This window comes from Yonghaparkia sp. Root332 (assembly GCF_001425665.1).
Taxonomy (GTDB): Bacteria; Actinomycetota; Actinomycetes; order Actinomycetales; family Microbacteriaceae; genus Microcella.
In genome coordinates, this window is the sequence record NZ_LMCX01000001.1 from 101754 (window position 1) to 126233 (window position 24480).

Here is a 24480-nt window from a genome sequence, read left to right on the forward strand (position 1 = left end):
GAACGCCGTGCGCCCGAGCCGGTGAGTGAGGGTGCAAGAGAGCGCCGTGGGGAGGAGCCACCCAGCAACCACGGGCCGGCCCGTGTCTGCGGCACCTGCTGAGTCGAGAAGTGGCGTCTGAGTCGGAAGGTTTCGACTCAGACGCCACTTCTCGACTCACTTTGACCCGCTGCGGGGCGACGGGCGCGCGCGGCCCGCCGGGGCAAGCACGCGGGCCGCGCTACTCGCGGATGACGTGCATCGCGCGCGCGGCATCCGTGATGCCGCCCGAGAGCGAGGGGTACACGCTCATCGCCGAGGCGAGCTGGTCGACCGTCAGGCGGTGCTCGACCGCGAGCGCGATCGGCAGGATGAGCTCGGAGGCCCGCGGCGCCACGACGACCCCGCCGATGACGGTGCCCGAGGTGCGCGAGGCGAATAGCTTGATGAACCCCTCCTTGATGCCCTGCATCTTCGCGCGCGGGTTCGCGGCGAGCGGCAGCTTGAAGACGGTGCCGCGGGCGACCCCGTCCTCGACGTCCTTCTGCGAGAACCCGACGGTCGCGATCTCGGGGTGCGTGAAGATGTTGGATGTCACGTTCCGGCGCTCGACCGGATCGACCGCGTCGCCCATCGCGTGGTACACCGCGGTGCGGCCCTGCATCGACGCGACCGACGCGAGCGGCAGGAAGTCGCTGCAGTCGCCGACGGCGTAGATCGACGGGATCGACGTGCGGGCGACCCGGTTCACGCGGATGTGCCCGCTCTCGGCCAGCTGCACCCCCGCCTCCTCGAGTCCGAGCCCGGCGGTGTTCGGCACGGCGCCGACCGCCATGAGGCAGTGCGAGCCCTCGACGACACGGCCGTCGGCGAGGGTGACGCGCACGCCCGCGCCCGTGTTCTCGACCGACTGCGCGCGCGCCTTGGAGAGCAGCTCCATGCCCGAGCGGAGGAACACCTTCTCGATGAGGGCCGCGGCATCGGCATCCTCGCCCGGGAGCACCTGGTCGCGGGAGGAGACGAGCGTGACGCGCGCGCCCAGCGAGCGATACGCGGAGGCGAACTCGGCCCCGGTGACGCCCGAGCCGACGACGATGAGGTGCTCGGGGACGTCCTCGAGCCCGTAGAGCTGCTTCCAGGTGAGGATGCGCTCGCCGTCGGGCTTCGCGGTGGGCAGCTCGCGCGGCGAGGCGCCCACGGCGACGATGATCGTGTCGGCCTCGCACTCGTCGAAGTCGACGCGCTTGCGCCCGCTGCCGGTCGAGACGACGACCCGGCCCGGCCCGTCGAGGCGGCCGTCGCCGGTGAGGATGCGGACGCCGGCGCGCTCGAGCTGCTCGTGCATGTCCTGCGACTGCTGGGCAGCGAGCCGCAGGAGCCGGTGGTTGACGGCGGTGAGGTTGACGGCGATCTCGGGCTTGACGGCGCGACCGCGTTCGCCGCGGGCGAAGAACTGCACCCCGACCTCGCCGGCCTCCATGATGGCCTCGGCCGCCTCGGCGGTCGCGATGAGGGTCTTCGAGGGCACGACATCCGTGAGCACCGCCGACCCGCCGACGCCGGACCGCTCGATGAGGGTCACCTCCGCGCCGAGCTGGCGCCCGGCGAGGGCCGCCTCGTAGCCGCCGGGTCCGCCGCCGATGATGACGATGCGCTGGGTCCGTTCGAATGTTGTCGACACGCCCTCCAGTCTTCCACTCCGCCCGCTAACCCCCCAACGGATGCCCGTCCCGCCCGGGCGCGGATGCGCACCTCTCTGCGCGGTCGCGCACCAGGCCCCCTCACTACGATGTTCGTCATGTCCGATGACGCACCGCACCCGCTCGACGACCCGAACGCCGACCCCTTCGCGATCGCCGCCGAGGCCGCCGCGCAGATCGCCGAGAGGACGGGCGTCGCGAGCCACGACATCGCCCTCACGCTCGGCTCGGGCTGGGCGAAGGCCGCCGACCTCATCGGCGAGACGACGGCCGAGATCCCCGCGACCGACATCGTCGGCTTCTCGAAGCCGGCGCTGACCGGGCACGTCGGCACGCTGCGCAGCATCCTCACCCCGAGCGGGAAGCGCGCCCTCGTGATCGGCGCGCGCACCCACTACTACGAGGGCCACGGCGTGCGCCGGGTCGTGCACTCGGTGCGCACGGCCGCCGCGGCCGGCGCGCAGACCATGATCCTGACCAACGGCGCCGGCGGCATCAAGGAGCACTGGAGCCCGGGCACACCGGTCCTCATCAGCGACCACCTCAACCTCACCGCGGACTCGCCGCTCGAGGGCGCGACCTTCATCGACCTGACGGACCTCTACAGCGCGCGCCTGCGCGGCCTCGCCCGCGAGATCGAGCCGGGGCTCGACGAAGGCGTGTACGTGCAGTTCCGCGGCCCGCACTACGAGACGCCCGCCGAGGTGCAGATGGCGAGGACGATGGGCGGCCACATCGTCGGCATGTCGACCGCGCTCGAGGCGATCGCCGCCCGCCAGGCGGGCATGGAGATCCTCGGCATGTCGCTCATCACGAACCTCGCCGCCGGCATCAGCCCCGAGCCGCTCAGCCACGCCGAGGTGATCCAGGCCGGCAAGGACGCCGAGTCGGTCATCAGCGGCCTCCTCGCCCGCATCGTCGCGGCGCTCTAGGCGGCACGACGGCGCGCCGGGCATCCGCCCGAACCGTACGCTCTCATCGCACCCGTTCGCAGATCGGAGACCCCATGACGACGCTCGACGCCGCGAAGGCCTGGCGCGACCAGGACCCGGACCCGGTCACGCGGGCCGAGCTCGACGCGATCATCGCGGATGCCGAGGCCGGCATCGCGACGGCCGTCGCGGCCCTGCACGAGCGCTTCGACGCGCGGCTCGCGTTCGGCACCGCCGGGCTGCGCGGCGAGCTCGGCGCGGGCTCGAACCGCATGAACCGCGTGCTCGTGACGCAGGCCGCCGCGGGGCTCGCCCGTTTCCTGGTCGGACGCGAGAGCCACCCGAGCATCGTCATCGGCTACGACGGCCGCGTGAACTCCGACGTCTTCGCGCGCGACACCGCCGAGATCATGGCGGGCGCGGGCGTGCGGGCGATCCTCCTGCCGCGGCTGCTGCCGACGCCCGTGCTCGCGTTCGCGGTGCGGCACCTCGGCGTGAGCGCCGGCGTCATGGTGACGGCGAGCCACAACCCGCCGCGCGACAACGGCTACAAGGTGTACCTCGGCGGCCGCGACCACGGCTCGCAGATCGTCGCCCCGGTCGACGCCGAGATCCACGAGGCCATCATCGAGGTCGCGTCGACGACGTCGATCGATCAGCTGCCGCGCTCGACCGATTTCGAGGTCGCAGGCGAGGACGTGATCGACGCCTACGTCGCCGCGACCGCCGCGCTCGCCCCGCACGGCGAGGGCGCCGCTGCGCGCGTGCCCGTGCCATTCGTCTACACGGCGATGCACGGCGTCGGGTGGGAGGTCGCGCAGCGCGTCTTCCGCGAGGCCGGCTTCGCCGAGCCGACCGTCGTCGCCGAGCAGATCGCGCCCGACGGCGCCTTCCCCACGGTCGCCTTCCCGAACCCGGAGGAGCCGGGCGCGATGGACCTGTCGTACGCGACGGCCACCCGCGCCGGAGCGCGGCTCATCATCGCCAACGACCCCGACGCCGACCGGCTCGCCGTCGCGGTGCCCGATGCGGACGCCGCGGAGGGCTGGCGCCGCCTGAGCGGCAACGAGGTGGGGGCGCTCCTCGGCTGGCGGGCCGCCGAGCGGATCACCCGCGAGGGCCGCATGGCGAAGCTCGCCGCCTCGATCGTGTCCTCCCCCGCCCTGTCGGAGGTCGCGAAGGCGTACGGCCTGAGCTACAGCGACACCCTCACGGGCTTCAAGTGGGTCTCCCGCGTGGGCGGGCTCGCGTACGGCTACGAGGAGGCCCTCGGGTACCTCGTCGACCCCGAGAAGGTCCGCGACAAGGACGGCATCTCGGCCGCCGTCGACCTCCTCGCCCTCGTGGGCGAGCTCGCGGCGGAGGGGCGCACGCTCGCCGACCACCAGCGCGCGTTCGACGAGCGCTTCGGCGCGTTCGCGAGCGCGCAGGTCTCGCTGCGCGTCACCGAGCTCGCGCGCATCCCCGCGATCATGAGCGCGCTGCGGGATGCCCCGCCCGCCTCGATCAACGGAGTGCGGGTCTCGCAGGTCGACGACTTCATCCGCGGATTCGGCGTCTTCCCGCCCTCGGACATCCTGCGCTTCTGGATGGAGGGCGGCGCGCGCGTCATCGTGCGTCCGAGCGGCACCGAGCCGAAGGTGAAGGTGTACATCGACGCCTCGAGCACCGCAGGCGACGTCGACGAGCGGCGCGCGGCCGCCGAGGCCGAGGTGGCGGCGCTCGAGGAGGGCATGCGCGCGCTCATCGTCTAGCGGGCGCGTGCTTGACTGACGAGGTGAGCTCACCGACTCCCGCGCCGTTCGCGCCCGCCCGACCGCTCGCGCACGAGCCGCTTCTCGGCCGCGGAGTCGCGCGGGCGCTCGTGCTCGCGCTCGTCGTCGCGGCCCTGGGCCTCGGGGCCGGGGCCCTGGGCCGCCCCGAGCTCGCGGGCGTCCTGCGCACGGGCGGCATCCTGGTGGCGGCCGGCGCCCTCGTCCTCCTCCTGGCCCGCCGCGGGGATGATCGCCTCGAGCGCACCCCGGCGGTCAGCGCGATCGTGATGGCGGTCGCCGCCGGGCTCTCGGCCGTCGGCGTCATCTGGCTGCTGAACTCCGGCCCCGATCGGCCGATCGGCATCGTCGGGACGGTCGCGTCCGTCGGCATCGTGACGGCCGCCGCGTCGGCCGCGGCGTCGACCGCGGTGCTGATCCGGCCCCACGTCGAGGCGATGGCCGCCCACGTCTGGTCGGGCATCGCCGGCGCGGGCTTCGCGATCCCGTTCATGGCCGCGGGCGCGGCCCCCGAGCTCATCATGGCCGGCGCGGTGCTCATCGGCATCGCCGACCGCGCCGGGCACCGCCGCCGGGCCCGCGCCCTCGAGGCCCGTGAGCGCGCGATCGCCCTGGGCGCCGTCGACGGCGTCGACCCCCGCGACGCGCTCCGCTCGCGCGAGCGCGGTCCCGAGCTCGACCGCGACGCCCTCCGGCTCGCCCTCGCGCTCGGCTGCACCGCGATCGGAACGGTCGTCGTCGCGTGGGCGATCGGCATCGCCGTGGGCAGCGCGAGCGGCGCGGGCTCCGAGGGGGCCGGTGGCGGCCAGGGCTTCGCCGCCGCCTCGCTCGCCGCGATCCCCCTCGCCGTCCAGGCGGCCCTCCTGCGCGGCGCCGTCGCCCCCCTGCGCCGGTGGCTCGCGATCGGGGGCGGGATGCTCGGCGTCGCGTCCCTCGCCCTCCTGGTCGCCCCGCTCGAGCCGGTATTCCTCGCCGCCGTGGCCGCGCAGTCGGTCGCGATCGCCCTGCTCGCCGGCGCCCTCGCCCGCCACGGCTTCGGCGCCTCGACGGAGGGCGCCTGCCACGTGGCGATCGCGGGCGCGACCGCCTGGTGGCTCCTCATCGTCAGCACGGGCGGGCTGCTGCTCGCGTTCGCCGCGGTCGTGACCACCCTTCTGGCGCTCCGTCGCCGCGAGCGGCGCCGCGGTCGGCTCGCCGGGCAGGTCGGGCCGGGGCGTCCGGAGGTCGCTCGATGACCGGGCGGTCGACGCTCGGGCGCGGTCTCGTCCTCGCGGTGGTCGCCCTGGCGATGACCGCGATCGGCGGCTGGGGGCCGACGCTCCTCATCACCCTCGGCGCGCTCGATCCGGCCGACCAGGTCGCGACGCTGCGCGTGCTCCTCACCGGCAGCGCGGTCGCGCTGCTCGGGTTCGTCCCGCTCCTGCTCGCGGCGCTCGCGCTCGTCGGCCGGGCTCCGCAGCCCGGATGGCTGCTTCGCCTGGCGATCGCGATCCTGCTCGTCCGACCCGCGGTGGTCGTGCTCGAGGTCATCTCCTCGCCGGTCGCAGTCGTTCCTCAGCCGCTGACGCTGCCTCTGTTCCTCACCACCGCGGTCGCGGCGGGCCTGGCCGCGATCAGCGTCCTGCCCACCGCAGGGCCCGCTCGACGGCCGGAGCGCATCGCCGTCGTCGGCGTCGCGGTCGCCGCCCTCGTCGGCCTCGCGCTCTTCGGCTACACCGGCGCGATCGTGCCGATCGCCGCGGTCGGGCTCGTCATCGCGCTCGCGCTGCGCATCCGGCGCGAGCGCGAGCAGGCCGACCTCGACGCTCTCGACGACGACTGAGCGGCGAGCGGAGGGCCCTGCGCGACCTCAGCCGATCGCGACCTCGAGCTTGCGGGTCAGCTCCTCGGTGTCGAAGTAGTTCTCGATCACGACGACATCGGCGCGGGTCGGGCCGATCGCCTCGACGAACTCGGCGCTCGTGAGGATCACCTGCGCGTCGGCGGCCACGCGCGCCACCGACGCGATGTCGGCCGCCACGACGGTCGCCTCCAGGCCCAGGCGCTGCAGCACGCGCTCGGCGTTGACCTTGAGGATCCCGCTCGAGCCGATGCCGGCGCCGCAGATCGTCACGATCTTCACGCGCGCTCCGACCGCTGGAGGATGGCCCGCACGGCGTCGCGGGTGGGGGCATCCGCGACCGCGGCGATCGCGGCGGAGTCGTTGAAGGCGTTCGCGAGGGCCGCGACCGCCGCGAGGTGGGCATCCGGCGCCACACCGGCGAGGCCGATGACGACCCGCACCGGGTCGTTGTGGGCGTGGCCGAACTCGACCGGCTCGGCGAGCGTGACGACCGACAGCCCGTCGCACCGCACGGCGGCGCCGGGGCGCGCGTGGGCCAGCGCGAGGCCGGGCGCGATGACGATGTAGGGACCGTGGTCCTCGACCATGCGGATCATCGCGTCGGTGTACTCGCTCGTCGCGCAGCCGCTGTCGACGAGGGCGTCACCGGCGATGCGCACGGCCTCGCGCCAGTCGGCGGCGCGGGCGCGCAGCACGATGGCGCGGTCGGCGAGCGGAGGAAGCGTCATCCTGCGTGCTCACCCGCCAGTGCGGCCTCGAAGCCCTCGACGATCATCTCCGCGAGCTCGACCCTGTCCTCCACCGGCAGGAACGCGGCCTCGGCGGCGTTGAGCTGGAAGGCGAGGACGTCGTCGAGGCCGTAGCCGAACGCCTCGGTGACGAGCGCGAGCTCGCGGCTGAGGGTCGTGCCGCTCATGAGGCGGTTGTCGGTGTTGACGGTGACGCGGAAGCCCAGCTGGTAGAAGAGGTCGAGCGGGTGGTCGACGAGCTCGTCGCCCCACTGCGCGATCGCGCCGGTCTGCAGGTTCGAGCTCGGGCTCGTCTCGAGGGCGATCCCGCGGTCCTTCACCCACTCGGCGAGCGTGCCGAGACGGGCGAAGGTCGACTCGCCCTCGGTGGTGATCTCGATGTCCTCCGCGAGGCGCACGCCGTGGCCGAGGCGCAGCGCGCGGCCGTCGAGGAGGGCGCCGCGGATCGACTCGAGCCCGTCGGCCTCGCCGGCGTGCACCGTCGCCGGGAAGAAGCTCGCCGCGAGGTGGTCGAACGCCTCGCGCATCCGGCTGGGCGGGAAGCCCGCCTCGGCGCCGGCGATGTCGAATCCGACGACCCCGCGGTCGCGGTGGCGCACGGCGAGCTCGGCGATCTCGAGGCCGCGGTCGGCGTGACGCATGGCGCTCACGAGCTGTCCGACGCGGATGCGGCGGCCGAGCGAGCGCGCCTCCGCGACGCCCGCATCGAGGCCCGCCTGAACCGCCTCCACCGTCTCGTCGAGGCTCAGCCCGCGCGTCAGGTGCTGCTCGGGGGCCCAGCGGATCTCGCCCCACACGACGCCGTCCGCCGCGAGGTCGAGCACGGCCTCGCGAGCGACGCGCTCGAGGCCCTCGCGCGACTGCATGACGGCCGTGGTGATGTCGAAGGTCCTCAGGTACTCCACGAGCGAGCCGGAGTTGCTCTTCTCGGCGAACCACGCGGCGAGCTCTGCGGCGTCGGTCGTGGGCAGCTCGACGCCCGCCTCGACGGCCAGCTCGATGATCGTCTGCGGGCGCAGACCGCCGTCGAGGTGATCGTGCAGCGACACCTTCGGCAGGGCCTCGAGCACCGTGTCGGTGCCGGGCATGAGGGTCGTGGTCGTCGCCGTCGTCATGCCTCAAACCTACCGGTTCGTTACCGTGTCGTGACCCGCTCGACGGGCCATAGGCTCGGCTCATGCCCGAGAAGATCATCCTCGACTGCGACCCCGGCCACGACGATGCTGTGGCGATGCTGCTCGCCCACGGCTCGCCCGAGATCGAGCTGCTCGCGGTCACGACCGTCATGGGCAATCAGACGATCGAGAAGGTCACGCGCAACGCGCTCGCCGTGGCGCGCGTCGCCGGCATCACCGAGGTGCCGTTCGCGAAGGGCGCGCACCGCCCGCTCGTGCGCGCCATCGAGACGGCCCCGAGCATCCACGGCGAATCGGGGCTCGACGGCCCCGTGCTGCCGGAGCCGGCGATCGAGCTGGATGCCCGGCACGCCGTCGACCTCATCATCGACACCGTCATGGCTCACGAGCCCGGGACGGTGACGCTCGTGCCGACCGGCGCCCTCACGAACATCGCCCTCGCGGTGCGCACGGAGCCTCGGATCGCGGAGCGCGTCAAGCAGGTCGTGCTCATGGGCGGGGGCGTCCACGTCGGGAACTGGAGCGCGGTGAGCGAGTTCAACATCGTCATCGACCCCGAGGCCGCGCACATCGTGTTCAACGAGCCGTGGCCGCTCGTCATGGTCGGGCTCGACGCCACCCACCAGGCGCTCGCGACGCCCGAGGTCGCCGCGCGCATCGCCGCCGTCGGCACCGGGCCCGCGCGGTTCGTCGGGGAGCTGCTGGAGTTCTTCGGGCACACCTACAAGGACGCCCAGGGGTTCGACCACCCGCCGGTGCACGACCCCTGCGCCGTCGCGTACGTCATCGACCCGACGATCATGGAGACGGTTCGGGCGCCGCTCGACGTCGAGCTCACCGGCGCGCTCACGGTCGGCATGACCGTGGCCGACCTGCGCGCGCCCGCCCCCGCCGACTGCAGCACGTCCGTCGCGATGAACCTCGACAACGAGCGGTTCTGGGGGCTCGTGGTGGACGCGCTCGAGCGCATCGGCGCGGTCGACCTCTAGTCGACGACCCCCGCGACGAGCGGCCCGCCCGTGACGACCTCGTCGCCCGCGTCGCCGATGCGGTAGCCGCCCTCGAGCGCCTCGAGCGCGCGGTCGAAGCGCGCGGCGTCGTTGGTGTGCATCGTGAACAGCGGCTGGCCCTTCGTGACGGCGTCGCCGGGCTTCGCGTGCAGGTCGATGCCCGCGGCGTGGTCGACCGGGTCCTCCTTGCGCGCGCGGCCCGCGCCGAGTCGCCAGGCAGCGATGCCGAAGGGCAGCGCATGCTGCTCGACGAGCACGCCGTCGCGGTCGGCGGTGACGACGTGGTGCTCGGCCGCCTCGGCCATGGGCGCCTCGGGGTCGCCGCCCTGCGCGCGGATCATCGCGTTCCAGGTGTCCATCGCCTGACCCGTCTGCAGGGCGCCCTCGACGTCGGCGTCGGTGATGCCGGCGAGCTCGAGCATGTGGCGGGCGAGCGTGACGGTGAGCTCGACGACGTCGGCAGGACCGCCTCCCGCGAGCACCTCGACCGACTCGCGCACCTCGTTGGCGTTGCCGATCGCGAGGCCCAGCGGCACGTTCATGTTGGTGAGCACCGCACGGGTGGCGACCCCGGCATCCTCGCCCAGTCGCACCATGACCTTCGCCAGCTCGCGCGACTGCTCGATGTCCTTCAGGAAGGCGCCGGAGCCGAACTTCACATCGAGCACGAGCGCGGCCGTGCCCTCCGCGATCTTCTTCGACATGATCGACGAGGCGATGAGCGGGATGCACTCGACGGTGCCCGTGATGTCGCGCAGGGCGTAGAGCTTGCCGTCGGCGGGCGCGAGGCCCGAGCCGGCAGCGCACACGACGGCGCCCGCGCTCTCGAGCTGCGCCATCATCTCGTCGACGGTGACGTTCGCGCGCCAGCCCGGGATGCTCTCGAGCTTGTCGAGCGTTCCCCCCGTGTGACCCAGCCCGCGACCGCTGAGCTGCGGTACCGCGACGCCGAACGAGGCGACGAGCGGCGCGAGCGGCAGCGTGATCTTGTCGCCGACCCCACCGGTCGAGTGCTTGTCGGTGGTCTTCTTCGAGAGCCCGGAGAAGTCGAGGCGCGTGCCCGTGGCGACCATCGCGAGGGTCATGTCGCGCACCTCCTCGCGCGTCATGCCGTTGAGGAAGATGGCCATGGTCATGGCCGACATCTGCTCGTCGGCGACGTAGCCGCGCGTGTAGGCGTCGATCATCCACCGGATCTGCTCGGTGGTGAGGGCGCCCTTGTCCCGCTTGGTGCGGATCAGGTCGACGACGTCGAACGGCTCGATGCTCATGAGCGGAACTCCTCCAGGGTGCGCGGGCCGAACGCGTCGGGCAGCACCTCATCGATGGTCTTGATGCCCGACACGGTCTCGAGCAGCATGCCCTCGGCCGAGTGCTCGAACAGCAGCTGGCGGCAGCGGCCGCAGGGCATGAGGGCTCCGCCGTTCCCGTCGACGCACGTGAACGCGACGAGCTTGCCGCCGCCGGTCATGTGGAGCGTGGAGACGAGCGTGCACTCGGCGCACAGCGTGAGGCCGTAGGACGCGTTCTCGACGTTGCAGCCGGAGATGACGCGACCGTCATCGACGATCGCGGCGACGCCGACGGGGAACTTCGAGTACGGCACGTAGGCCTTGGCCATCGCCTCGAGCGCGACGGCGCGGAGCGCGTCCCAGTCGAAGGCGTCGGCCGCGGGCGCGGGCGATGCGGTCATGTTCTGGCTCTCTCCTGCTCAGGCCTTCATGTACGGCTTGCCGGACGCGGCGGGGGGCCGCGAGACGCCGACGAAGCCGGCGACCGCGACGATCGTCACGACGTACGGGAGCATGAGCATGAACTCGCTCGGCACGGGCGAGCCCACGATCGACAGGGTCGACTGCAGGTTCGTGGCGAAGCCGAAGAGCAGGGCGGCGAGGGTCGCGCGGATCGGGTCCCAGCGGCCGAAGATCACCGCGGCGAGCGCGATGAAGCCGGCGCCGTTGGTCATGTCCTTGCCGAACGAGCCGACCGCGGCGAGCGTGAAGAACGCGCCGCCGCCGCCGACGATGGCGCCGGCGAGCAGGACGTTCCAGAATCGCGTCGCCCGCACGTTGATGCCGACCGTGTCGGCCGCGGTCGGGTGCTCGCCGACGGAGCGGAGGCGCAGGCCCCAGCGCGTCTTGAAGAGTCCGAACCAGACGAGGAAGATCGCGAGGTACATCAGGTAGACGATGACCGTCTGGCGGAACAGGATCGGCCCGAGGACGGGGATCTCGCTCAGCAGTGGGATGGCGATGCGCTCGAACTTCTCGGGCGAGTTGAACGTCTCGGCGTTCGGCACCATGACGGTCGAGTACAGGAAGCTCGTGAGGCCCAGCACGAGGACGTTGAGCACGACGCCGACGATGACCTGGTCGACGAAGTACTTGATCGCGAACGCGGCGAGCACGAAGGAGACGAGCGCGCCGGCGACCATCGCGCCGAGGAGCCCGACGTAGGGGCTGCCCGTGAGCGTGCCGAGCATCGCGGCCATGAAGGCGCCGCCGAGCAGCTGGCCCTCGATCGCGATGTTGACGACGCCCACGCGCTCGGAGATCACGCCGCCGAGCGAGCCGAAGATGAGCGGGGTGCTCACGGTCAGCGCTCCGGCGAGGAGGCCGATCATCGGCACGGTCGCTCCGGCGGCCGCCCAGGTGAGGAACCCGACGAGGAAGAGCACGGCGAAGATCGTCGTGAGCCACAGCGGGACCCGGACCGCCGCCCGCGCGAGCAGGAAGGCGCCGATCGTCGCGGCGACCATGAGGATCACGACGACGATCGTGGTCTCGGCGAGGCCGAGCGTGAGCGGCGGCAGCTGGATGGCGTCCCGCGCCTCCGAGAGCCGGTAGATCGTCGTCGGGTTGCCGCCGTCGAGGTCGGGGCGACCGACGATGAAGAACAGCAGGATCGCGATGACGGTGAAGATCGCGAAGGCGATGGGCGCCTTCCAGCTCCTCACGACGATGGGGGATGCCCCACCGGGCGTCGTCGCCGCGGACGCGGTGGTCGCGGGTGCAGCGGTCACTTCGACACCTCCGCCTTGCGGGCGATCACGGGCTTGCGCCACTGGAAGCTGCCGTCGGGCGTCGGCAGTCGGAAGATGGCCCGGACGAGCGGCGGCGCGGCGATGAAGAGCACGATGAAGCTCTGCACGACGAGCACGATGTCGACGGGGATGCCCTCGGCGCTCTGCATCGTGAACGAGCCCGCTTTGAGCGCCCCGAACAGGATGCCCGCGAAGAACACGCCCCACGGCTTCGAGCGCCCGAGGAGCGCGACGGTGATCGCATCGAACCCGATGCCGGCGTCGAGCCCGGCCGCGAATCCGCCGGTGAAGTTGCCGAGCACCTGCTGCACCCCCGCGAGACCGACGAGGGCGCCCGCGATGAGCATCACCTTCACGTAGACGCTCTTGACGTTGATGCCCGCGACCTGCGCGGCGTGCGGGTTCTCGCCGACGGCGCGGAACTGGAATCCCATCGCCGAGCGGTTGAGCAGGTACCAGACGTAGATCGTCGCGACGATCACGAGGATGAAGCCGATGTCGAGGTTGTACTGCGGGCCCAGCAGGCTCGGGTACTGCGCCGACTCGAGCATGGGGCCCGACTTCGGGTTGTTCTGGCCGGGCGCCTGGAGCGCGCCCGGGGTGCGCAGCAGGAAGGACACGAGGTAGAACGCGATGTAGTTGAGCATGATCGTCACGATCACCTCGTGCGCGCCGGTGCGGGCCTTCAGGAGACCGACGATGCCGCCCCAGAGGGCGCCGCCGATGATGCCGACGATGAGCGCGACCACGAGGTGGATGACCGGCGGGAGCGGCACGTATGCGCCGACGTAGCCGGCCGCCGCCGCCGCGATGAGCATCTGGCCGCGGCCGCCGATGTTGAACAGGCCGACGCGGAACGCGAGCGCGACGCCCAGACCCGCCGCGATGAGCGGGGTAGCGAAGGTGAGGGTCTCCAGCAGCGGGCGGATGGCGATCGCGAACCCGCGATCGGTCTCGTAGTTGAAGATCGAGCCGCGGAAGAGCGCGGTGTACGCGCCGCTCACCGCCTGCCAGGCGGCGCCGAGGGTGTCGGAGGGGCGGGAGAAGAAGTACCCGGAGGTCTCGGCGACCCGCTCATCGGTCAGGATCACGAGGATCCCGCCCGCGATGAGCGCGAGCACCACGGCGAGGACGGAGATCGCGGCGGAGCCGCCGAGGATCTCCTTCATGATCTGGTTGGACCGCGGTGCGGCGGGCGTCTCGGGCGCGCTCGCCGGGGTCGCGGGGCTGGTCGTCGTGCTCATGCGGCCACCTCCGCCGGCGTCTCGCCGGCCATCATCAGTCCGAGGACGCTGCGGGGGGTATCGCCCGGCACGATGCCGACGATGCGCCCGCGGTACATGACCGCGATGCGGTCGGCGAGCGCGACGACCTCGTCGAGCTCGGTCGAGACGACGATGACGGGAACCCCGGCGTCGCGCGTCTCGACGATGCGCTTGTGGACGAACTCGATCGACCCGACGTCGAGCCCACGGGTGGGCTGCGCCGCGATGAAGAGGCGCAGCTCGCGACTGAGCTCGCGAGCGAGGACGACCTTCTGCTGGTTGCCGCCCGACAGGCGGCCCACGCGCGTCGTGATGCCCTGCGCGCGCACGTCGAACTCGCGCACCTTCTCGGCGGCGAACCGCGCGAGGTCGGCGAGCTGCAGCGTGCCCCGCTTCACGAACGGCTCACCGGTCGAGCGGTCGAGCATGAGGTTCTCGGCGATCGTCATCTCGCCGACGAGGCCGTCCTCCGTGCGGTCCTCCGGCACGAAGCCGACGCCCGCGTCGAGCACGCCGCGCGTGGAGCGGCCGATGAGCTCCTCGCCGTCGAGGGCGATCGAGCCGTGGACGCGGTGCTGGAGACCCATGATGGCCTCGGTGAGCTCGGTCTGCCCGTTGCCCTGGACACCGGCGATCGCGAGGATCTCGCCGCGGCGCAGCGTGAACGAGACGCCGTCGACCAGAAGCTGCCCGTTGTGGTCGGTGACCGTCAGGTCGCGCACGACGAGCGCGTCGTCGCCGGGGGCGGCCGGGTCCTTGTCGACGGTGAGGTCGACCGCACGACCGACCATGAGGGAGGCGAGCTCGGCGTTGGTCGCGGTGGGCGAGGCCTCGCCGACGACCTTCCCGAGGCGGATGACCGTGATGCGGTCGGCGACCTCGCGGACCTCGCGGAGCTTGTGGGTGATGAAGACGATCGACGTGCCCTCGTCGCGGAGCTGGCGCATGATGGCCATGAGCTCGTCGGTCTCCTGCGGCGTGAGCACGGCGGTGGGCTCGTCGAAGACGAGCACGTTCGCGTTGCGCGAGAGGGCCTTGATGATCTCGACCCGCTGCTGCACCCCGACGGGGAGGTCCTCGATGAGGGCGTCCGGGTCGATGTCGAAGCCGAACCGCGCCGAGATCTCGACGACCTTCGCGCGCGCCGCCTCGAGGTCGAGGAGGCCGCCGGGCTTCGTCGACTCGTTGCCGAGCATGACGTTCTCGGCCACCGTGAAGACGGGGATGAGCATGAAGTGCTGGTGCACCATGCCGATGCCGGCGTTCATCGCGTCGCCGGGGCCGGTGAAGCCCTGGACGACGTCGTCCAGGAGGATCTGACCCTCGTCGGCCTGGTACAGGCCGTAGAGCACGTTCATGAGGGTGGACTTCCCCGCACCGTTCTCGCCGAGCAGGCAGTGGATCTCGCCGGGCTCGACCACGAGGTCGATGTGGTCGTTGGCGACCAGGGCGCCGAAGCGCTTGGTGATGCCACGAAGCTCGAGTTTCATGCTCCGCGCCTTCCCGCGCCGTCGGGTGGAGTCGGCGCTGTCCGTGAGCTGGTGTCGGAGGATGCCGCGTTCAGGGCGACCGCGGCGGGCCCGACTGCTCCACTGTACGGGAGCGTCATGGCCGGGATCTGAGCAGATGCGCGCGCATCTGAGCACGGCGTCGCGCGCGGGCGTCCTGGCGGATTCCCTCCGGAAACGGGCCGGGGGAGGCCAGCATCGCTGGCCTCCCCCGGATGGATCCGGTTGCGACTACTGTCCGGGCGATGCCGGCGACGTGACCTCGATGTCACCGGCGACGATGCCCGCGGTGACCTCCTCGAGCTCGGCGGCCAGCTCGGCGCTGACCTTCGACTCGAAGTCGTGGAACGGCGCGAGGCCGAGGCCGCCGTTCTCGAGGGTGCCGACGAACGGCGTGTTGTCGAAGTTGCCCTCGGCAGCACCGGTCGTGACGTCGTACACGCCGACCGCGATGTTCTTCAGCACCGACGTGAGGAGCAGGTCGGCGACCGAGGGGTCGGTCTCGTAGACGTCGGAGTCGACGCCGATGAGGGCGATCTCACGGTCGGAGTCGCGGATGGCCTCCGCGGCGCTCTGGTAGATCGGACCGCCGACGGGCATGAGCACGTCGACGTTCTGGTCGATGAGGCCCTGGGCCGTCGTGAGGGCCTCGGTGCCGGGAGCGAAGCCGCCGGTGAAGGCGCCGGTCTGGCCGTCGAAGTCCCAGCCGAGGGCCTGGACGTTCGTGCCCTTGACCTCGTTGTGGTACTCGACGCCCTGCACGAAGCCGTCCATGAAGATCGTGACCGGCGGGATCTGGATGCCGCCGAAGGTGCCGACGAAGCCGGTCTTCGAGTAGCTCGCGGCCGCGTAGCCGGCGAGGAACGCCGCCTCGACGGTGTTGAACTGGATCGGCTTGACGTTCTCGCCCTCGACGAACTCGTCGATGATGGCGAAGTTGATGTCGGGGTTGGCCGTCGACGCCTCGGTCGTGGCCTCGGCGAGGAGGAAGCCGACCGTGACGATCAGGTCGCAGCCCTCGTCGACCAGGCTCGAGACGTTCGGGCCGTAGGCGTTCTCGTCGGCCGACTCGACCGCGTTGAACTCGACACCGAGGTCGTTGGCCGCGTCCTCGAGGCCCATGAAGCCGGCCTGGTTGAACGACTTGTCGTCGAAGCCGCCCGCGTCCGAGACCATGCAGGGGTAGAAGTCGGGCGCCTCGTCGGTGGGCGCGGCGCCCGGGGTCTCCTCCTCGGGTGCTGCGGCGCAGCCGGCGAGCACGAGCGCGCTGGCGCCGATGAGGGCGAGACCGCTGAGGGCGGTCTTGCGGGAAGTGAACGTCACTGTGTCCTCCAGAAAGCAGGGCCCAGCGGGGGCGCTGGGGTGGTTGCGCTTTACGTTAGCGCCCGTGATCACTGCTCAGCAGTGCCTTTCGGCCGCGGTGACGCAAGCGTTACGGAACTGCGACGAGGGCGAAATCCCGCGGAAATCCGGGCTTCCCGCCGGTGGATGCGCGGCTCCGTGCGCGAATGAGCACCGGATGCGCGGCGCGAGGCGCATCCGCCCCGCCCCTCAGAACGGCTAGAGGAGGTCGTTGCGCCCCGCCGACTTGATGGCGTCGACGACCGCCTTGACGCGCTGAGCGTGCTCGCGCGTGGTGACCAGCAGCGCGTCGGGGGTGTCGACGACGACGATGTCGGTGACGCCGATGAGGGAGATCAGGCGCGGGCTCTGGCTCACCACGACGCCGCTGGAGGAGTCGGACAGCACGCGCGCCCCCTCCCCCAGGATCGCGAGGTCGCCGGGGCGGCCGCCGGAGAGGAGCTTGGCGAGGGAGGAGAAGTCGCCCACGTCGTCCCACGGGAAGTCGCCGCGCACGACCGCCAGGCGGCCGGCCTCGGCGGCGGGCTCGGCGACGGAGTAGTCGATGGCGATCTTCGACAGCATCGGCCAGATCGCGTCGACGACGTCCTCGCGCGCCTCCGTGTCCCACGCCGCCGCGATCTCGACCAGGCCCTCGTGCAGCTCGGGCTGGGTGCGGGCGAGCTCCTCGAGCAGTCGATCGGCGCGCGAGATGAACATGCCCGCGTTCCAGAGGTAGTCGCCCGAGCGCACGTACTGCGTCGCCGTGTCGAGGTCGGGCTTCTCGACGAAGCGGTCGACGAGCTCGGCGTGCGGCGCGCCCTCGACCTCGAGCGGCGCTCCGCAGTGGATGTAGCCGAAGCCCATCGACGGCTCGGTCGGCGTGATGCCGATGGTGGTGATGAGGCCGGTGCGCGCGACCGCGACGGCCTCGGAGACCGCGCGGCGGAAGCGCTCGGCGTCGGTGATCACGTGGTCGGCGGCGAAGGAGCCGATGATCACCTCGGGGTCGCGGCGATGAAGGATGGCCGCCGCGAGGCCGATCGCCGCGGACGACTCCTTCGGCTCGGACTCGAGCACCATGTTGGCGTGCGTGAGCTCCGGCAGCTGCTTCTCCACGGCCGCACGGTGGGCGCGTCCGGTGACCACCATGATGCGGTCGCTGCCGGTCAGGGGCAGGATGCGCTCCCACGTCTCGCGCAGCAGCGTCCGCCCGGTGCCGGTGAGGTCGTGGAGGAACTTCGGAGCCTCCGCGCGGGAGAGGGGCCAGAGCCTCGAGCCGACGCCGCCGGCGGGGATGATCGCGTGGAAGTCGGGCAGTGCTCCCTCGAGTTCGCGCATGCCGGTCACCCTAGCGCGGGGCGCGGAAGCACTCAGAAATCTCGACGTAGGATGGAATTCATCGGCGGCCACCAGTCGAGACCGGTATTCATCGGAGTTCAAGGACGCAGTTCACTGCGCCCGTCGTCCTTGCCCTGAGGAGGGTTTCTCGTGCCAGCGAAGGTAGCGGGAGCCGGAGCGAGCAGCTCATCGGCGCCCCTGACCGTGCCCGCCCCCCGACCACCCGTCATCGCCGGAACCCTGTACCGCGGCCATGAGGGAATGTGGTCCTGGGTCCTGCACCGCATCACCGGTGTGGCGATCTACTTCTTCCTTCTCGTCCACATCCTCGACACCGCTCTCGTGCGCGTCAGCCCCGAGGCCTACAACGTGGTCATCGAGTCGTACAAGACGCCCATCATGGGTCTCGGCGAGCTGGCGCTCGTCGGTGCGATCGGCTTCCACGCCCTCAACGGGCTCCGGATCATCCTGGTCGACTTCTGGTCGGTCGGGACGCGGCACCAGCGCGCGCTGTTCTGGGGAGTCCTCGGGCTCTGGGCCGTCCTCATGATCGGCTTCGCCCCCCGCCACCTCATCCACGTGTTCGGAGGCTGAGCATGACGACCATCGACGCACCGCGCTCCTCCGCCGCACGCACGCGCAGCGGGATGAACCTCGAGAAGTGGGGCTGGATGTACATGCGCGCCTCGGGGGTCGTCCTCGTCGTGCTCATCTTCGGCCACCTCTTCGTCAACCTCGTCGCGGGCGACGGCGTGAGCCAGATCGACTTCGCGTTCGTGGCCGGCAAGCTGAGCGACCCGTTCTGGCAGGTCTGGGACACGCTGCTGCTGTGGCTCGCGCTCATCCACGGCGCGAACGGCATGCGCACTCTCGTCAACGACTACGTGACGAAGCCGAAGGTGCGCTCGGCGCTCCACTTCGCGCTCGCCTCCTCGACGGCCGTGCTGCTGATCCTCGGCACGCTCGTCATCTACACCTTCGACCCGTGCCCGGCCGGCGCGGACCCCGAGCTCATCGCCTCGTTCTGCTCGACGCTCTGAGCGTCGGCATCCGAGCGCTCGACACCTGACATCGCGGAGACATCCTGTGAGCACTGAGACCACCATGACCCCGACCGCATCCGCGGTCCACCATCACCAGTTCGACGTCGTGATCGTCGGCGCCGGCGGCGCCGGCATGCGCGCGGCCATCGAGGCCGGCCCCAACGCGAAGACCGCCGTCATCTCCAAGCTCTATCCGACGCGCTCTCACACGGGCGCCGCGCAGGGCGGCATGGCCGCCGCCCTCGCGAACGTCGAGGAGGACAGCTGGGAGTGGCACACCTTCGACACCGTCAAGGGCGGCGACTACCTCGTCGACCAGGACGCGGCGGAGATCCTCGCGAAGGAGGCCATCGATGCGATCATCGACCTCGAGAACATGGGCCTGCCCTTCAACCGCACGCCCGACGGCAAGATCGACCAGCGCCGATTCGGCGGTCACACGCGCGATCACGGCAAGGCGCCCGTGCGCCGGGCGTGCTACGCCGCAGACCGCACCGGTCACATGATCCTGCAGACGCTCTTCCAGAACTGCGTCAAGCTCGGCATCGACTTCTACAACGAGTTCTACGTGCTCGACCTGCTGCTGAGCGAGGTCGACGGCGAGCGACGCGCCGCCGGCGTCGTCGCCTACGAGCTCGCCACGGGCGACCTGCACGTCTTCCACGCCAAGAGCGTCGTCTTCGCCACGGGCGGCTTCGGCAAGATCTACAAGACCACCTCCAACGCCCACACCCTCACGGGCGACGGCGTCGGCATCATCTGGCGCAAGGGCATCCCGCTGGAGGACATGGAGTTCTTCCAGTTCCATCCGACCGGGCTCGCGGGCCTGGGCATCCTCCTCACCGAGGGCGCCCGCGGAGAGGGCGCCATCCTGCGCAATGCGAGCGGCGAGCGCTTCATGGAGCGCTACGCGCCCACGATCAAGGACCTCGCGCCGCGCGACATCATCTCCCGCTGCATGGTGCAGGAGGTCGCCGAAGGCCGCGGCGCCGGCCCGAACAAGGACTACGTGCTGCTCGACTGCACCCACCTGGGCGCGGAGGTGCTGGAGACCAAGCTCCCCGACATCACCGAGTTCGCGCGCACCTACCTCGGCGTCGACCCCGTGGTCGAGCCGGTGCCGGTCATGCCGACCGCGCACTACGCGATGGGCGGGATCCCGACCAACATCAAGGCCGAGGTGCTCGCCGACAACGACACCGTCATCAAGGGCCTCTACGCGGCCGGCGAGTGCGCGTGCGTCTCGGTGCACGGCTCGAACCGCCTCGGGACGAACTCGCTGCTCGACATCAACGTCTTCGGCAAGCGCGCCGGCAAGTACGCCGTCGAGTACGCCAGCTCGGCCGACTTCGCCCCGCTGCCTGAGGACCCGGCCAAGGAGGTGCGCGAGATGGTCGAGCGCCTCCGGGTCGCCGACGGCCCCGAGCGCCTCGCCCCGCTGCGCAAGACGCTGCAGGAGGAGATGGACAAGAACGCGCAGGTGTTCCGCACCGAGGAGAGCCTCGGCAGCGTGACCACGACCATCCAGGAGCTCCGCGACCGGTACCAGAACATCGGCATCCAGGACCGCGGGAAGCGCTTCAACACCGACCTCCTCGAGGCGATCGAGCTGGGCTTCCTGCTCGACATCGCCGAGGTCGTCGTGTTCTCGGCGCGCAACCGCAAGGAGAGCCGCGGCGGTCACATGCGCGACGACTTCCCCGACCGCAACGACGCCGACTACATGCAGCACACGATGGCCTACCTCGTGGGCGACCTGCACTCGGCGAACCCGGAGGACCACATCCGCATGGATTGGAAGCCCGTCACGATCACGCACTACCAGCCCATGGAGAGGAAGTACTGATGGCCACGACCGCCCCCGAGGCCCCCGCGCAGGAGGTCGGCGCCGTCCAGGCCTTCACCGTCACCCTCATCGTGCGCCGGTTCGACCCCGAGAAGGACGCCGAGCCGCACTGGCAGGACTTCGACGTCGAGATGTACTCGACCGACCGCGTGCTCGACGCCCTGCACAAGATCAAGTGGGACCAGGACGGCACCCTCGCGTTCCGCCGCTCGTGCGCCCACGGCATCTGCGGCTCGGACGCGATGCGCATCAACGGCCGCAACCGCCTCGCGTGCAAGACGCTGATCAAGGACCTCGACATCTCGAAGCCGATCTACGTCGAGGCAATCAAGGGCCTGCCGCTGGAGAAGGACCTCATCGTCGACATGGAGCCCTTCTTCGAGTCGTACCGCCAGGTTCAGCCCTTCCTCATCGCGAGCTCGAAGCCCGAGAAGGAGCGCCTGCAGACGATCGAGCAGCGTGCGCGCTTCGACGACACCACCAAGTGCATCCTGTGCGCCGCGTGCACGTCGTCGTGCCCCGTGTTCTGGACCGACGGCCAGTACTTCGGCCCCGCCGCGATCGTCAACGCGCACCGCTTCATCTTCGACAGCCGCGACGACGCCGCCCAGGTGCGCCTGGACATCCTCAACGACAAGGAGGGCGTGTGGCGCTGCCGCACGACCTTCAACTGCTCGGAGGCGTGCCCGCGCGGCATCGAGGTCACGAAGGCGATCGCCGAGGTCAAGCAGGCGATCCTGCGCGGCAAGCCGTAGCGAGGGACGGCGCGTCGCGAACGCGCCGATCGAGGGCCCCGGGGATGCTCCCCCGGGGCCCTCTCCCGTTCCCGGTCCTGCCCCAGCCTGCGACGAGCCTGGACATCCGAGCGCGGCCTTCCGGACGGGCTCGTTAGGGTGTCGGGATGCCCGGACGGAAGCCCCACGAACGACCCGAGGTCGACTCCCCCGCTATCTCCCCCGCCGCCGACGCGCCGAGCGCCGTCGATCGCGCCAAGGCCCTCGTCGCTCGCGTGATGCGCTCCAAGCCGGTGCGGGTGTTCCAGCACTACGGGCGCGAGCGCGGGCCGATCCTCGCCTCGGGCCTGGCGTACTCGGCGATCTTCTCCGTCTTCGCCGCGCTGTGGGTGGGGTTCTCGATCGCGGGCGCCATCGTCTCGGAGGATCTCGGACTGCGCACCACGGTCATCCGCGTGCTCGCCGATGCGGTGCCGGGCCTCATCGACACCGGGATGGGCGACGGCGCGATCGACCCGAACGACCTGCTCGACACGGCCGCATTCACGTGGACCGGCGCGCTCGCGCTCATCGGCCTGCTCGTCACGGCGCTCGGCTGGCTCGCGTCGGCCCGAGACGCGGTGCGCGTGCTGTTCGACCTGCCGCCCGCCGAGGGCAACGTGATCGTCCAGCGACTGAAGGATCTCGTGATCGCGATCGGCTTCGGAGCCGTGCTGATCCTCTCGGCGGCGCTCACGGTGATCGGCACGCAGGCGACCGATCTGGTCCTCGGGTCGTTCGGGCTCGGCGAGACCGTCGTCGCGACCGCGCTCTCGCGAGCCGTGTCGCTCGTCGTCATGTTCGCGCTCGACGCGGTCGTGCTCGCGGCGCTGTTCCGCGTGCTCGCAGGGCTGCCGATCCCCCTCCGGCGACTGCGATCGGGCGTGCTCATCGGGGCCGCTCTGCTCGGCGCGCTCAAGATCCTCGGGTCGGCCCTGCTCGGCGGCGCGACCTCCAACCCGCTGCTCGCCTCGTTCGCCGTCATCATCGGCCTCCTGATCTTCTTCAACCTGGTCTGCCAGGTGATCCTGGTCTCGGCCGCGTGGGTCGCGGTGACGGTGCGGGATGCCGGACTCGTGCTCGACGAGTCGGTCGCCGCGCGGCGGCTCCAGGCCGCGCGAGCCCTCGTCGCCGAGCACGACGACGGGGCCGATGAGCCGGCCGGGTTCTGGGCGCGACGGCGCCTGCGTCGTGCGCGGGCGCGCGCGGAGCGCGCGAGCCAGAACGCCGCCGTGCGCGCGGCCGGCGCCGAGCGCGGGCGTTCGAGCGTCCGTGGCCGAACCTAGGATGGAGGCATGCCGAACCCGGTCCGCATCGCCTCCGTCAACGTCAACGGCGTCCGTGCCGCGTACCGGAAGGGCATGGGCGAGTGGCTCGCGCAGCGCGACGTCGACATCCTCGCGCTGCAGGAGGTACGAGCATCCACCGAGGACGTCACGGGGCTGCTCGGCGAGGGCTGGACGGTCCTGCACGACGCCGCCACAGCGAAGGGCCGCGCGGGGGTCGCGATCGCGACGCGGTGGCCCATCCACGCGCACCGGGTCGAGCTCGGCGACGAGGACTTCGACTCGGCCGGCCGCTGGCTGGAGGCCGACCTGCACGTCGGCGACGTGCCCATCACGGTCGTGAGCTGCTACGTGCACTCCGGCGAGGTCGACACCCCCAAGCAGGTCGAGAAGTACCGCTTCCTCGACGCGATGGAGGAGCGCCTGCCCCAGCTCGCCGCGCACAGCGAGCACGCCCTCGTCGTCGGCGACCTCAACGTCGGCCACCGCGAGCTCGACATCAGGAACTGGCGCGGGAACCGCAAGAGCGCGGGCTTCCTGCCGCGCGAGCGCGCCTACTTCGACCGCTTCCTCGGCCCCGTCGGTGAGAGCGTCGAGTGCGTCGACGGCACGACGGGCCCCGGCCTCGGCTGGGTCGACGTCGGGCGCGCGCAGGCCGGCGAGGTCGACGGCCCCTACACCTGGTGGTCGCAGCGCGGGAAGGCGTTCGACACCGACACCGGCTGGCGCATCGACTACCACGTCGCCACCCCCGCGCTCGCAGCCGCCGTCACCGGCTACGCGATCGACCGGGCGCCGTCGTGGGACACGCGATGGAGCGACCACGCGCCCGTGGTCGTCGACTACGCGCTGTAGCCCGACTCGCGCCCAGCATCCGCCGCTTCGATCTCCGAGAAGGACCGCCTCATGACCGCACCCCGCCTGTTCTCGGGCATGCAGCCCTCGGCCGCGAGCCTGCACCTCGGCAACTACGCCGGAGCCCTGCTGCAGTGGCGCGAGATGCAGGCGACCCACGACGCCGTGTTCTGCGTCGTCGACCTGCACGCCATCACCGTGCCGCAGGACCCGGCAGAGCTGCGCGAGCGCACCCGGCGCACCGCGGCCCAGTACATCGCCGCGGGCATCGACCCCGAGCACTCGACCCTCTTCGTGCAGTCGCACGTGCCCGCGCACGCGCAGCTCGCCTGGGTGCTCAACACGATCACCGGGTTCGGCGAGGCGTCGCGCATGACGCAGTTCAAGGACAAGTCGGCGCGCGGCGGCCTCGATGTGGCCTCGGTCGGGCTGTTCACGTACCCGATCCTGCAGGCGGCCGACATCCTGCTCTACGACGCCGTCGTCGTGCCGGTCGGCGAGGATCAGCGCCAGCACATCGAGCTCACGCGCGACCTCGCGACGCGGTTCAACTCGCGCTTCGGCGACACGCTCGTCGTGCCCGAGGTGCGGATCCTCAAGGAGACCGCGAAGATCTACGACCTGCAGAACCCGGGGGCGAAGATGTCGAAGTCGGGCGAGAGCCCCGCGGGCATCCTGTGGATGCTCGACGACGACAAGGCGCTGACGAAGAAGATCAAGTCGGCCGTCACCGACTCCGAGGGCGTCGTGCGGTACGACCCGGCCGAGAAGCCCGGCGTCTCGAACCTCCTGTCGATCCTCGCGATCGTGACGCGGCGCTCGGTCGCCGAGGTCGAGGCGGAGTTCGACGGGCTGCAGTACGGGGCGCTCAAGGGCGCCGTCGCCGAGGCCGTCGTGGAGGAGCTGCGGCCGATCCGCGAGCGCACGCTCGAGCTGCTCGACGACCCGGCCGAGCTCGACCGGCTGCTCGCGATCAACGCGGACCGGGCATCCGCCATCGCGGACGCGACGCTCGCCCGCGTGTACGACGCCGTCGGGTTCCTGCCGCGCGCATGAGG

General features: G+C 71.4%; 23 protein-coding genes. 12 read left to right on the top strand and 11 right to left on the bottom strand.

Going from position 1 to position 24480, the window contains the following annotated elements; genetic code table 11:
- Positions 1-220 precede the first annotated feature (220 nt).
- Positions 221-1660, bottom strand: a complete 1440-nt coding sequence (locus ASC54_RS00460; protein ID WP_055858660.1) for an NAD(P)H-quinone dehydrogenase — start codon at positions 1658-1660, stop codon at positions 221-223.
- Positions 1661-1777: 117 nt separating this feature from the next.
- Between ASC54_RS00460 and ASC54_RS00465 the strand changes: the two genes are divergently transcribed.
- The 4 genes from ASC54_RS00465 (at position 1778) to ASC54_RS00480 (ending at position 6205) form a co-directional block, all read left to right on the top strand.
- Positions 1778-2611 (top strand): purine-nucleoside phosphorylase, encoded by an 834-nt coding sequence (locus ASC54_RS00465; protein ID WP_055858657.1) that lies wholly within the window; start codon positions 1778-1780, stop codon positions 2609-2611.
- A gap of 74 nt (positions 2612-2685) precedes the next feature.
- Complete coding sequence (locus tag ASC54_RS00470) at positions 2686-4365, top strand: phospho-sugar mutase (protein ID WP_055858654.1); 1680 nt, start codon at positions 2686-2688, stop codon at positions 4363-4365.
- 23 nt (positions 4366-4388) lie between these two features.
- Positions 4389-5618: a hypothetical protein gene (locus tag ASC54_RS00475; RefSeq protein ID WP_055858651.1), complete on the top strand. Its 1230-nt coding sequence runs from the start codon at positions 4389-4391 to the stop codon at positions 5616-5618.
- Entirely contained in the window at positions 5615-6205 is a 591-nt protein-coding gene (locus ASC54_RS00480) for a hypothetical protein (protein WP_055858648.1), read from the top strand. The genes ASC54_RS00475 and ASC54_RS00480 overlap by 4 nt, the downstream gene beginning before the upstream one ends.
- 27 nt (positions 6206-6232) lie before the next feature.
- Here the strand turns inward: ASC54_RS00480 and ASC54_RS00485 are convergent, their stop codons facing one another.
- The 3 genes from ASC54_RS00485 to ASC54_RS00495 are packed head-to-tail and all read right to left on the bottom strand — an operon-like array spanning position 6233 to position 8090.
- A complete protein-coding gene (locus tag ASC54_RS00485) occupies positions 6233-6505 on the bottom strand; it encodes a PTS sugar transporter subunit IIB (RefSeq protein WP_055896008.1) in 273 nt (90 codons plus the stop codon).
- Complete coding sequence (locus ASC54_RS00490) at positions 6502-6954, bottom strand: PTS sugar transporter subunit IIA (RefSeq protein WP_055858642.1); 453 nt, start codon at positions 6952-6954, stop codon at positions 6502-6504. The genes ASC54_RS00485 and ASC54_RS00490 overlap by 4 nt, the downstream gene beginning before the upstream one ends.
- Positions 6951-8090 (bottom strand): adenosine deaminase, encoded by a 1140-nt coding sequence (locus ASC54_RS00495; protein WP_055858638.1) that lies wholly within the window; start codon positions 8088-8090, stop codon positions 6951-6953. The genes ASC54_RS00490 and ASC54_RS00495 overlap by 4 nt, the downstream gene beginning before the upstream one ends.
- A 62-nt stretch (positions 8091-8152) precedes the next feature.
- On the opposite strand from ASC54_RS00495, the gene ASC54_RS00500 reads away from it, so the two are divergent.
- Positions 8153-9100, top strand: a complete 948-nt coding sequence (locus ASC54_RS00500; RefSeq protein ID WP_055858635.1) for a nucleoside hydrolase — start codon at positions 8153-8155, stop codon at positions 9098-9100.
- Here ASC54_RS00500 and ASC54_RS00505 read toward each other — a convergent pair.
- From ASC54_RS00505 to ASC54_RS00535, 7 genes are all read right to left on the bottom strand, one after another.
- The gene (locus ASC54_RS00505) at positions 9097-10392 is read right to left on the bottom strand and encodes a thymidine phosphorylase (RefSeq protein ID WP_055858632.1); all 1296 of its coding nucleotides are present in this window, start codon (positions 10390-10392) and stop codon (positions 9097-9099) included. The genes ASC54_RS00500 and ASC54_RS00505 overlap by 4 nt on opposite strands.
- Entirely contained in the window at positions 10389-10814 is a 426-nt protein-coding gene (locus tag ASC54_RS00510; protein ID WP_055858628.1) for a cytidine deaminase, read from the bottom strand. Before ASC54_RS00510 ends, ASC54_RS00505 begins: the two co-directional genes overlap by 4 nt.
- 18 nt (positions 10815-10832) lie before the next feature.
- Complete coding sequence (locus ASC54_RS00515) at positions 10833-12143, bottom strand: ABC transporter permease (RefSeq protein WP_055858626.1); 1311 nt, start codon at positions 12141-12143, stop codon at positions 10833-10835.
- Positions 12140-13408, bottom strand: coding sequence for an ABC transporter permease (locus tag ASC54_RS00520; protein WP_082514754.1), 1269 nt, complete (start codon positions 13406-13408; stop codon positions 12140-12142). The genes ASC54_RS00515 and ASC54_RS00520 overlap by 4 nt, the downstream gene beginning before the upstream one ends.
- Positions 13405-14919 carry an ABC transporter ATP-binding protein gene (locus tag ASC54_RS00525; protein WP_055858623.1) on the bottom strand — a complete coding sequence of 505 codons (1515 nt, stop codon included), beginning with the start codon at positions 14917-14919 and terminating at the stop codon, positions 13405-13407. The genes ASC54_RS00520 and ASC54_RS00525 overlap by 4 nt, the downstream gene beginning before the upstream one ends.
- A 249-nt stretch (positions 14920-15168) precedes the next feature.
- Positions 15169-16260, bottom strand: a complete 1092-nt coding sequence (locus ASC54_RS00530) for a BMP family protein (protein WP_055858620.1) — start codon at positions 16258-16260, stop codon at positions 15169-15171.
- A 237-nt stretch (positions 16261-16497) separates the two neighbouring features.
- Positions 16498-17619 carry a mannose-1-phosphate guanylyltransferase gene (locus ASC54_RS00535; RefSeq protein ID WP_055896010.1) on the bottom strand — a complete coding sequence of 374 codons (1122 nt, stop codon included), beginning with the start codon at positions 17617-17619 and terminating at the stop codon, positions 16498-16500.
- A 204-nt stretch (positions 17620-17823) separates the two neighbouring features.
- Here ASC54_RS00535 and sdhC point away from each other — a divergent pair, with 204 nt between their 5' ends.
- From sdhC to trpS, 7 genes are all read left to right on the top strand, one after another.
- Positions 17824-18213 carry a succinate dehydrogenase, cytochrome b556 subunit gene (sdhC, locus tag ASC54_RS00540; protein WP_255357357.1) on the top strand — a complete coding sequence of 130 codons (390 nt, stop codon included), beginning with the start codon at positions 17824-17826 and terminating at the stop codon, positions 18211-18213.
- A 2-nt stretch (positions 18214-18215) separates the two neighbouring features.
- The gene (gene sdhD / locus ASC54_RS00545) at positions 18216-18659 is read left to right on the top strand and encodes a succinate dehydrogenase, hydrophobic membrane anchor protein (RefSeq protein ID WP_055858611.1); all 444 of its coding nucleotides are present in this window, start codon (positions 18216-18218) and stop codon (positions 18657-18659) included.
- Between the two features lie 64 nt (positions 18660-18723).
- The gene (gene sdhA, locus ASC54_RS00550; RefSeq protein ID WP_156376761.1) at positions 18724-20508 is read left to right on the top strand and encodes a succinate dehydrogenase flavoprotein subunit; all 1785 of its coding nucleotides are present in this window, start codon (positions 18724-18726) and stop codon (positions 20506-20508) included.
- Positions 20508-21263 (top strand): succinate dehydrogenase iron-sulfur subunit, encoded by a 756-nt coding sequence (locus ASC54_RS00555; RefSeq protein ID WP_055858604.1) that lies wholly within the window; start codon positions 20508-20510, stop codon positions 21261-21263. Before sdhA ends, ASC54_RS00555 begins: the two co-directional genes overlap by 1 nt.
- Positions 21264-21409: 146 nt before the next feature.
- A complete protein-coding gene (locus ASC54_RS00560) occupies positions 21410-22567 on the top strand; it encodes a YihY/virulence factor BrkB family protein (RefSeq protein WP_055858601.1) in 1158 nt (385 codons plus the stop codon).
- A gap of 9 nt (positions 22568-22576) precedes the next feature.
- Positions 22577-23422: an exodeoxyribonuclease III gene (locus ASC54_RS00565; protein ID WP_055858598.1), complete on the top strand. Its 846-nt coding sequence runs from the start codon at positions 22577-22579 to the stop codon at positions 23420-23422.
- A gap of 51 nt (positions 23423-23473) precedes the next feature.
- Complete coding sequence (gene trpS / locus ASC54_RS00570; RefSeq protein WP_082514756.1) at positions 23474-24478, top strand: tryptophan--tRNA ligase; 1005 nt, start codon at positions 23474-23476, stop codon at positions 24476-24478.
- The last annotated feature ends 2 nt before the right edge of the window (positions 24479-24480 follow it).

Bases quoted from the DNA above. Each gene is read 5' to 3' on its own strand.
- sdhD (WP_055858611.1), top strand. From the start codon at position 18,216: ATGACGACCATCGACGCACCGCGCTCCTCCGCCGCACGCACGCGCAGC.
- ASC54_RS00565 (WP_055858598.1), top strand. From the start codon at position 22,577: ATGCCGAACCCGGTCCGCATCGCCTCCGTCAACGTCAACGGCGTCCGT.
- ASC54_RS00500 (WP_055858635.1), top strand. From the start codon at position 8,153: ATGCCCGAGAAGATCATCCTCGACTGCGACCCCGGCCACGACGATGCT.
- ASC54_RS00490 (WP_055858642.1), bottom strand. From the start codon at position 6,954: ATGACGCTTCCTCCGCTCGCCGACCGCGCCATCGTGCTGCGCGCCCGC.
- ASC54_RS00520 (WP_082514754.1), bottom strand. From the start codon at position 13,408: ATGAGCACGACGACCAGCCCCGCGACCCCGGCGAGCGCGCCCGAGACG.
- ASC54_RS00560 (WP_055858601.1), top strand. From the start codon at position 21,410: ATGCCCGGACGGAAGCCCCACGAACGACCCGAGGTCGACTCCCCCGCT.
- ASC54_RS00465 (WP_055858657.1), top strand. From the start codon at position 1,778: ATGTCCGATGACGCACCGCACCCGCTCGACGACCCGAACGCCGACCCC.
- ASC54_RS00495 (WP_055858638.1), bottom strand. From the start codon at position 8,090: ATGACGACGGCGACGACCACGACCCTCATGCCCGGCACCGACACGGTG.
- ASC54_RS00470 (WP_055858654.1), top strand. From the start codon at position 2,686: ATGACGACGCTCGACGCCGCGAAGGCCTGGCGCGACCAGGACCCGGAC.
- ASC54_RS00480 (WP_055858648.1), top strand. From the start codon at position 5,615: ATGACCGGGCGGTCGACGCTCGGGCGCGGTCTCGTCCTCGCGGTGGTC.
- ASC54_RS00505 (WP_055858632.1), bottom strand. From the start codon at position 10,392: ATGAGCATCGAGCCGTTCGACGTCGTCGACCTGATCCGCACCAAGCGG.
- ASC54_RS00555 (WP_055858604.1), top strand. From the start codon at position 20,508: ATGGCCACGACCGCCCCCGAGGCCCCCGCGCAGGAGGTCGGCGCCGTC.
- ASC54_RS00535 (WP_055896010.1), bottom strand. From the start codon at position 17,619: ATGCGCGAACTCGAGGGAGCACTGCCCGACTTCCACGCGATCATCCCC.
- ASC54_RS00510 (WP_055858628.1), bottom strand. From the start codon at position 10,814: ATGACCGCATCGCCCGCGCCCGCGGCCGACGCCTTCGACTGGGACGCG.
- sdhA (WP_156376761.1), top strand. From the start codon at position 18,724: ATGACCCCGACCGCATCCGCGGTCCACCATCACCAGTTCGACGTCGTG.
- ASC54_RS00525 (WP_055858623.1), bottom strand. From the start codon at position 14,919: ATGAAACTCGAGCTTCGTGGCATCACCAAGCGCTTCGGCGCCCTGGTC.
- trpS (WP_082514756.1), top strand. From the start codon at position 23,474: ATGACCGCACCCCGCCTGTTCTCGGGCATGCAGCCCTCGGCCGCGAGC.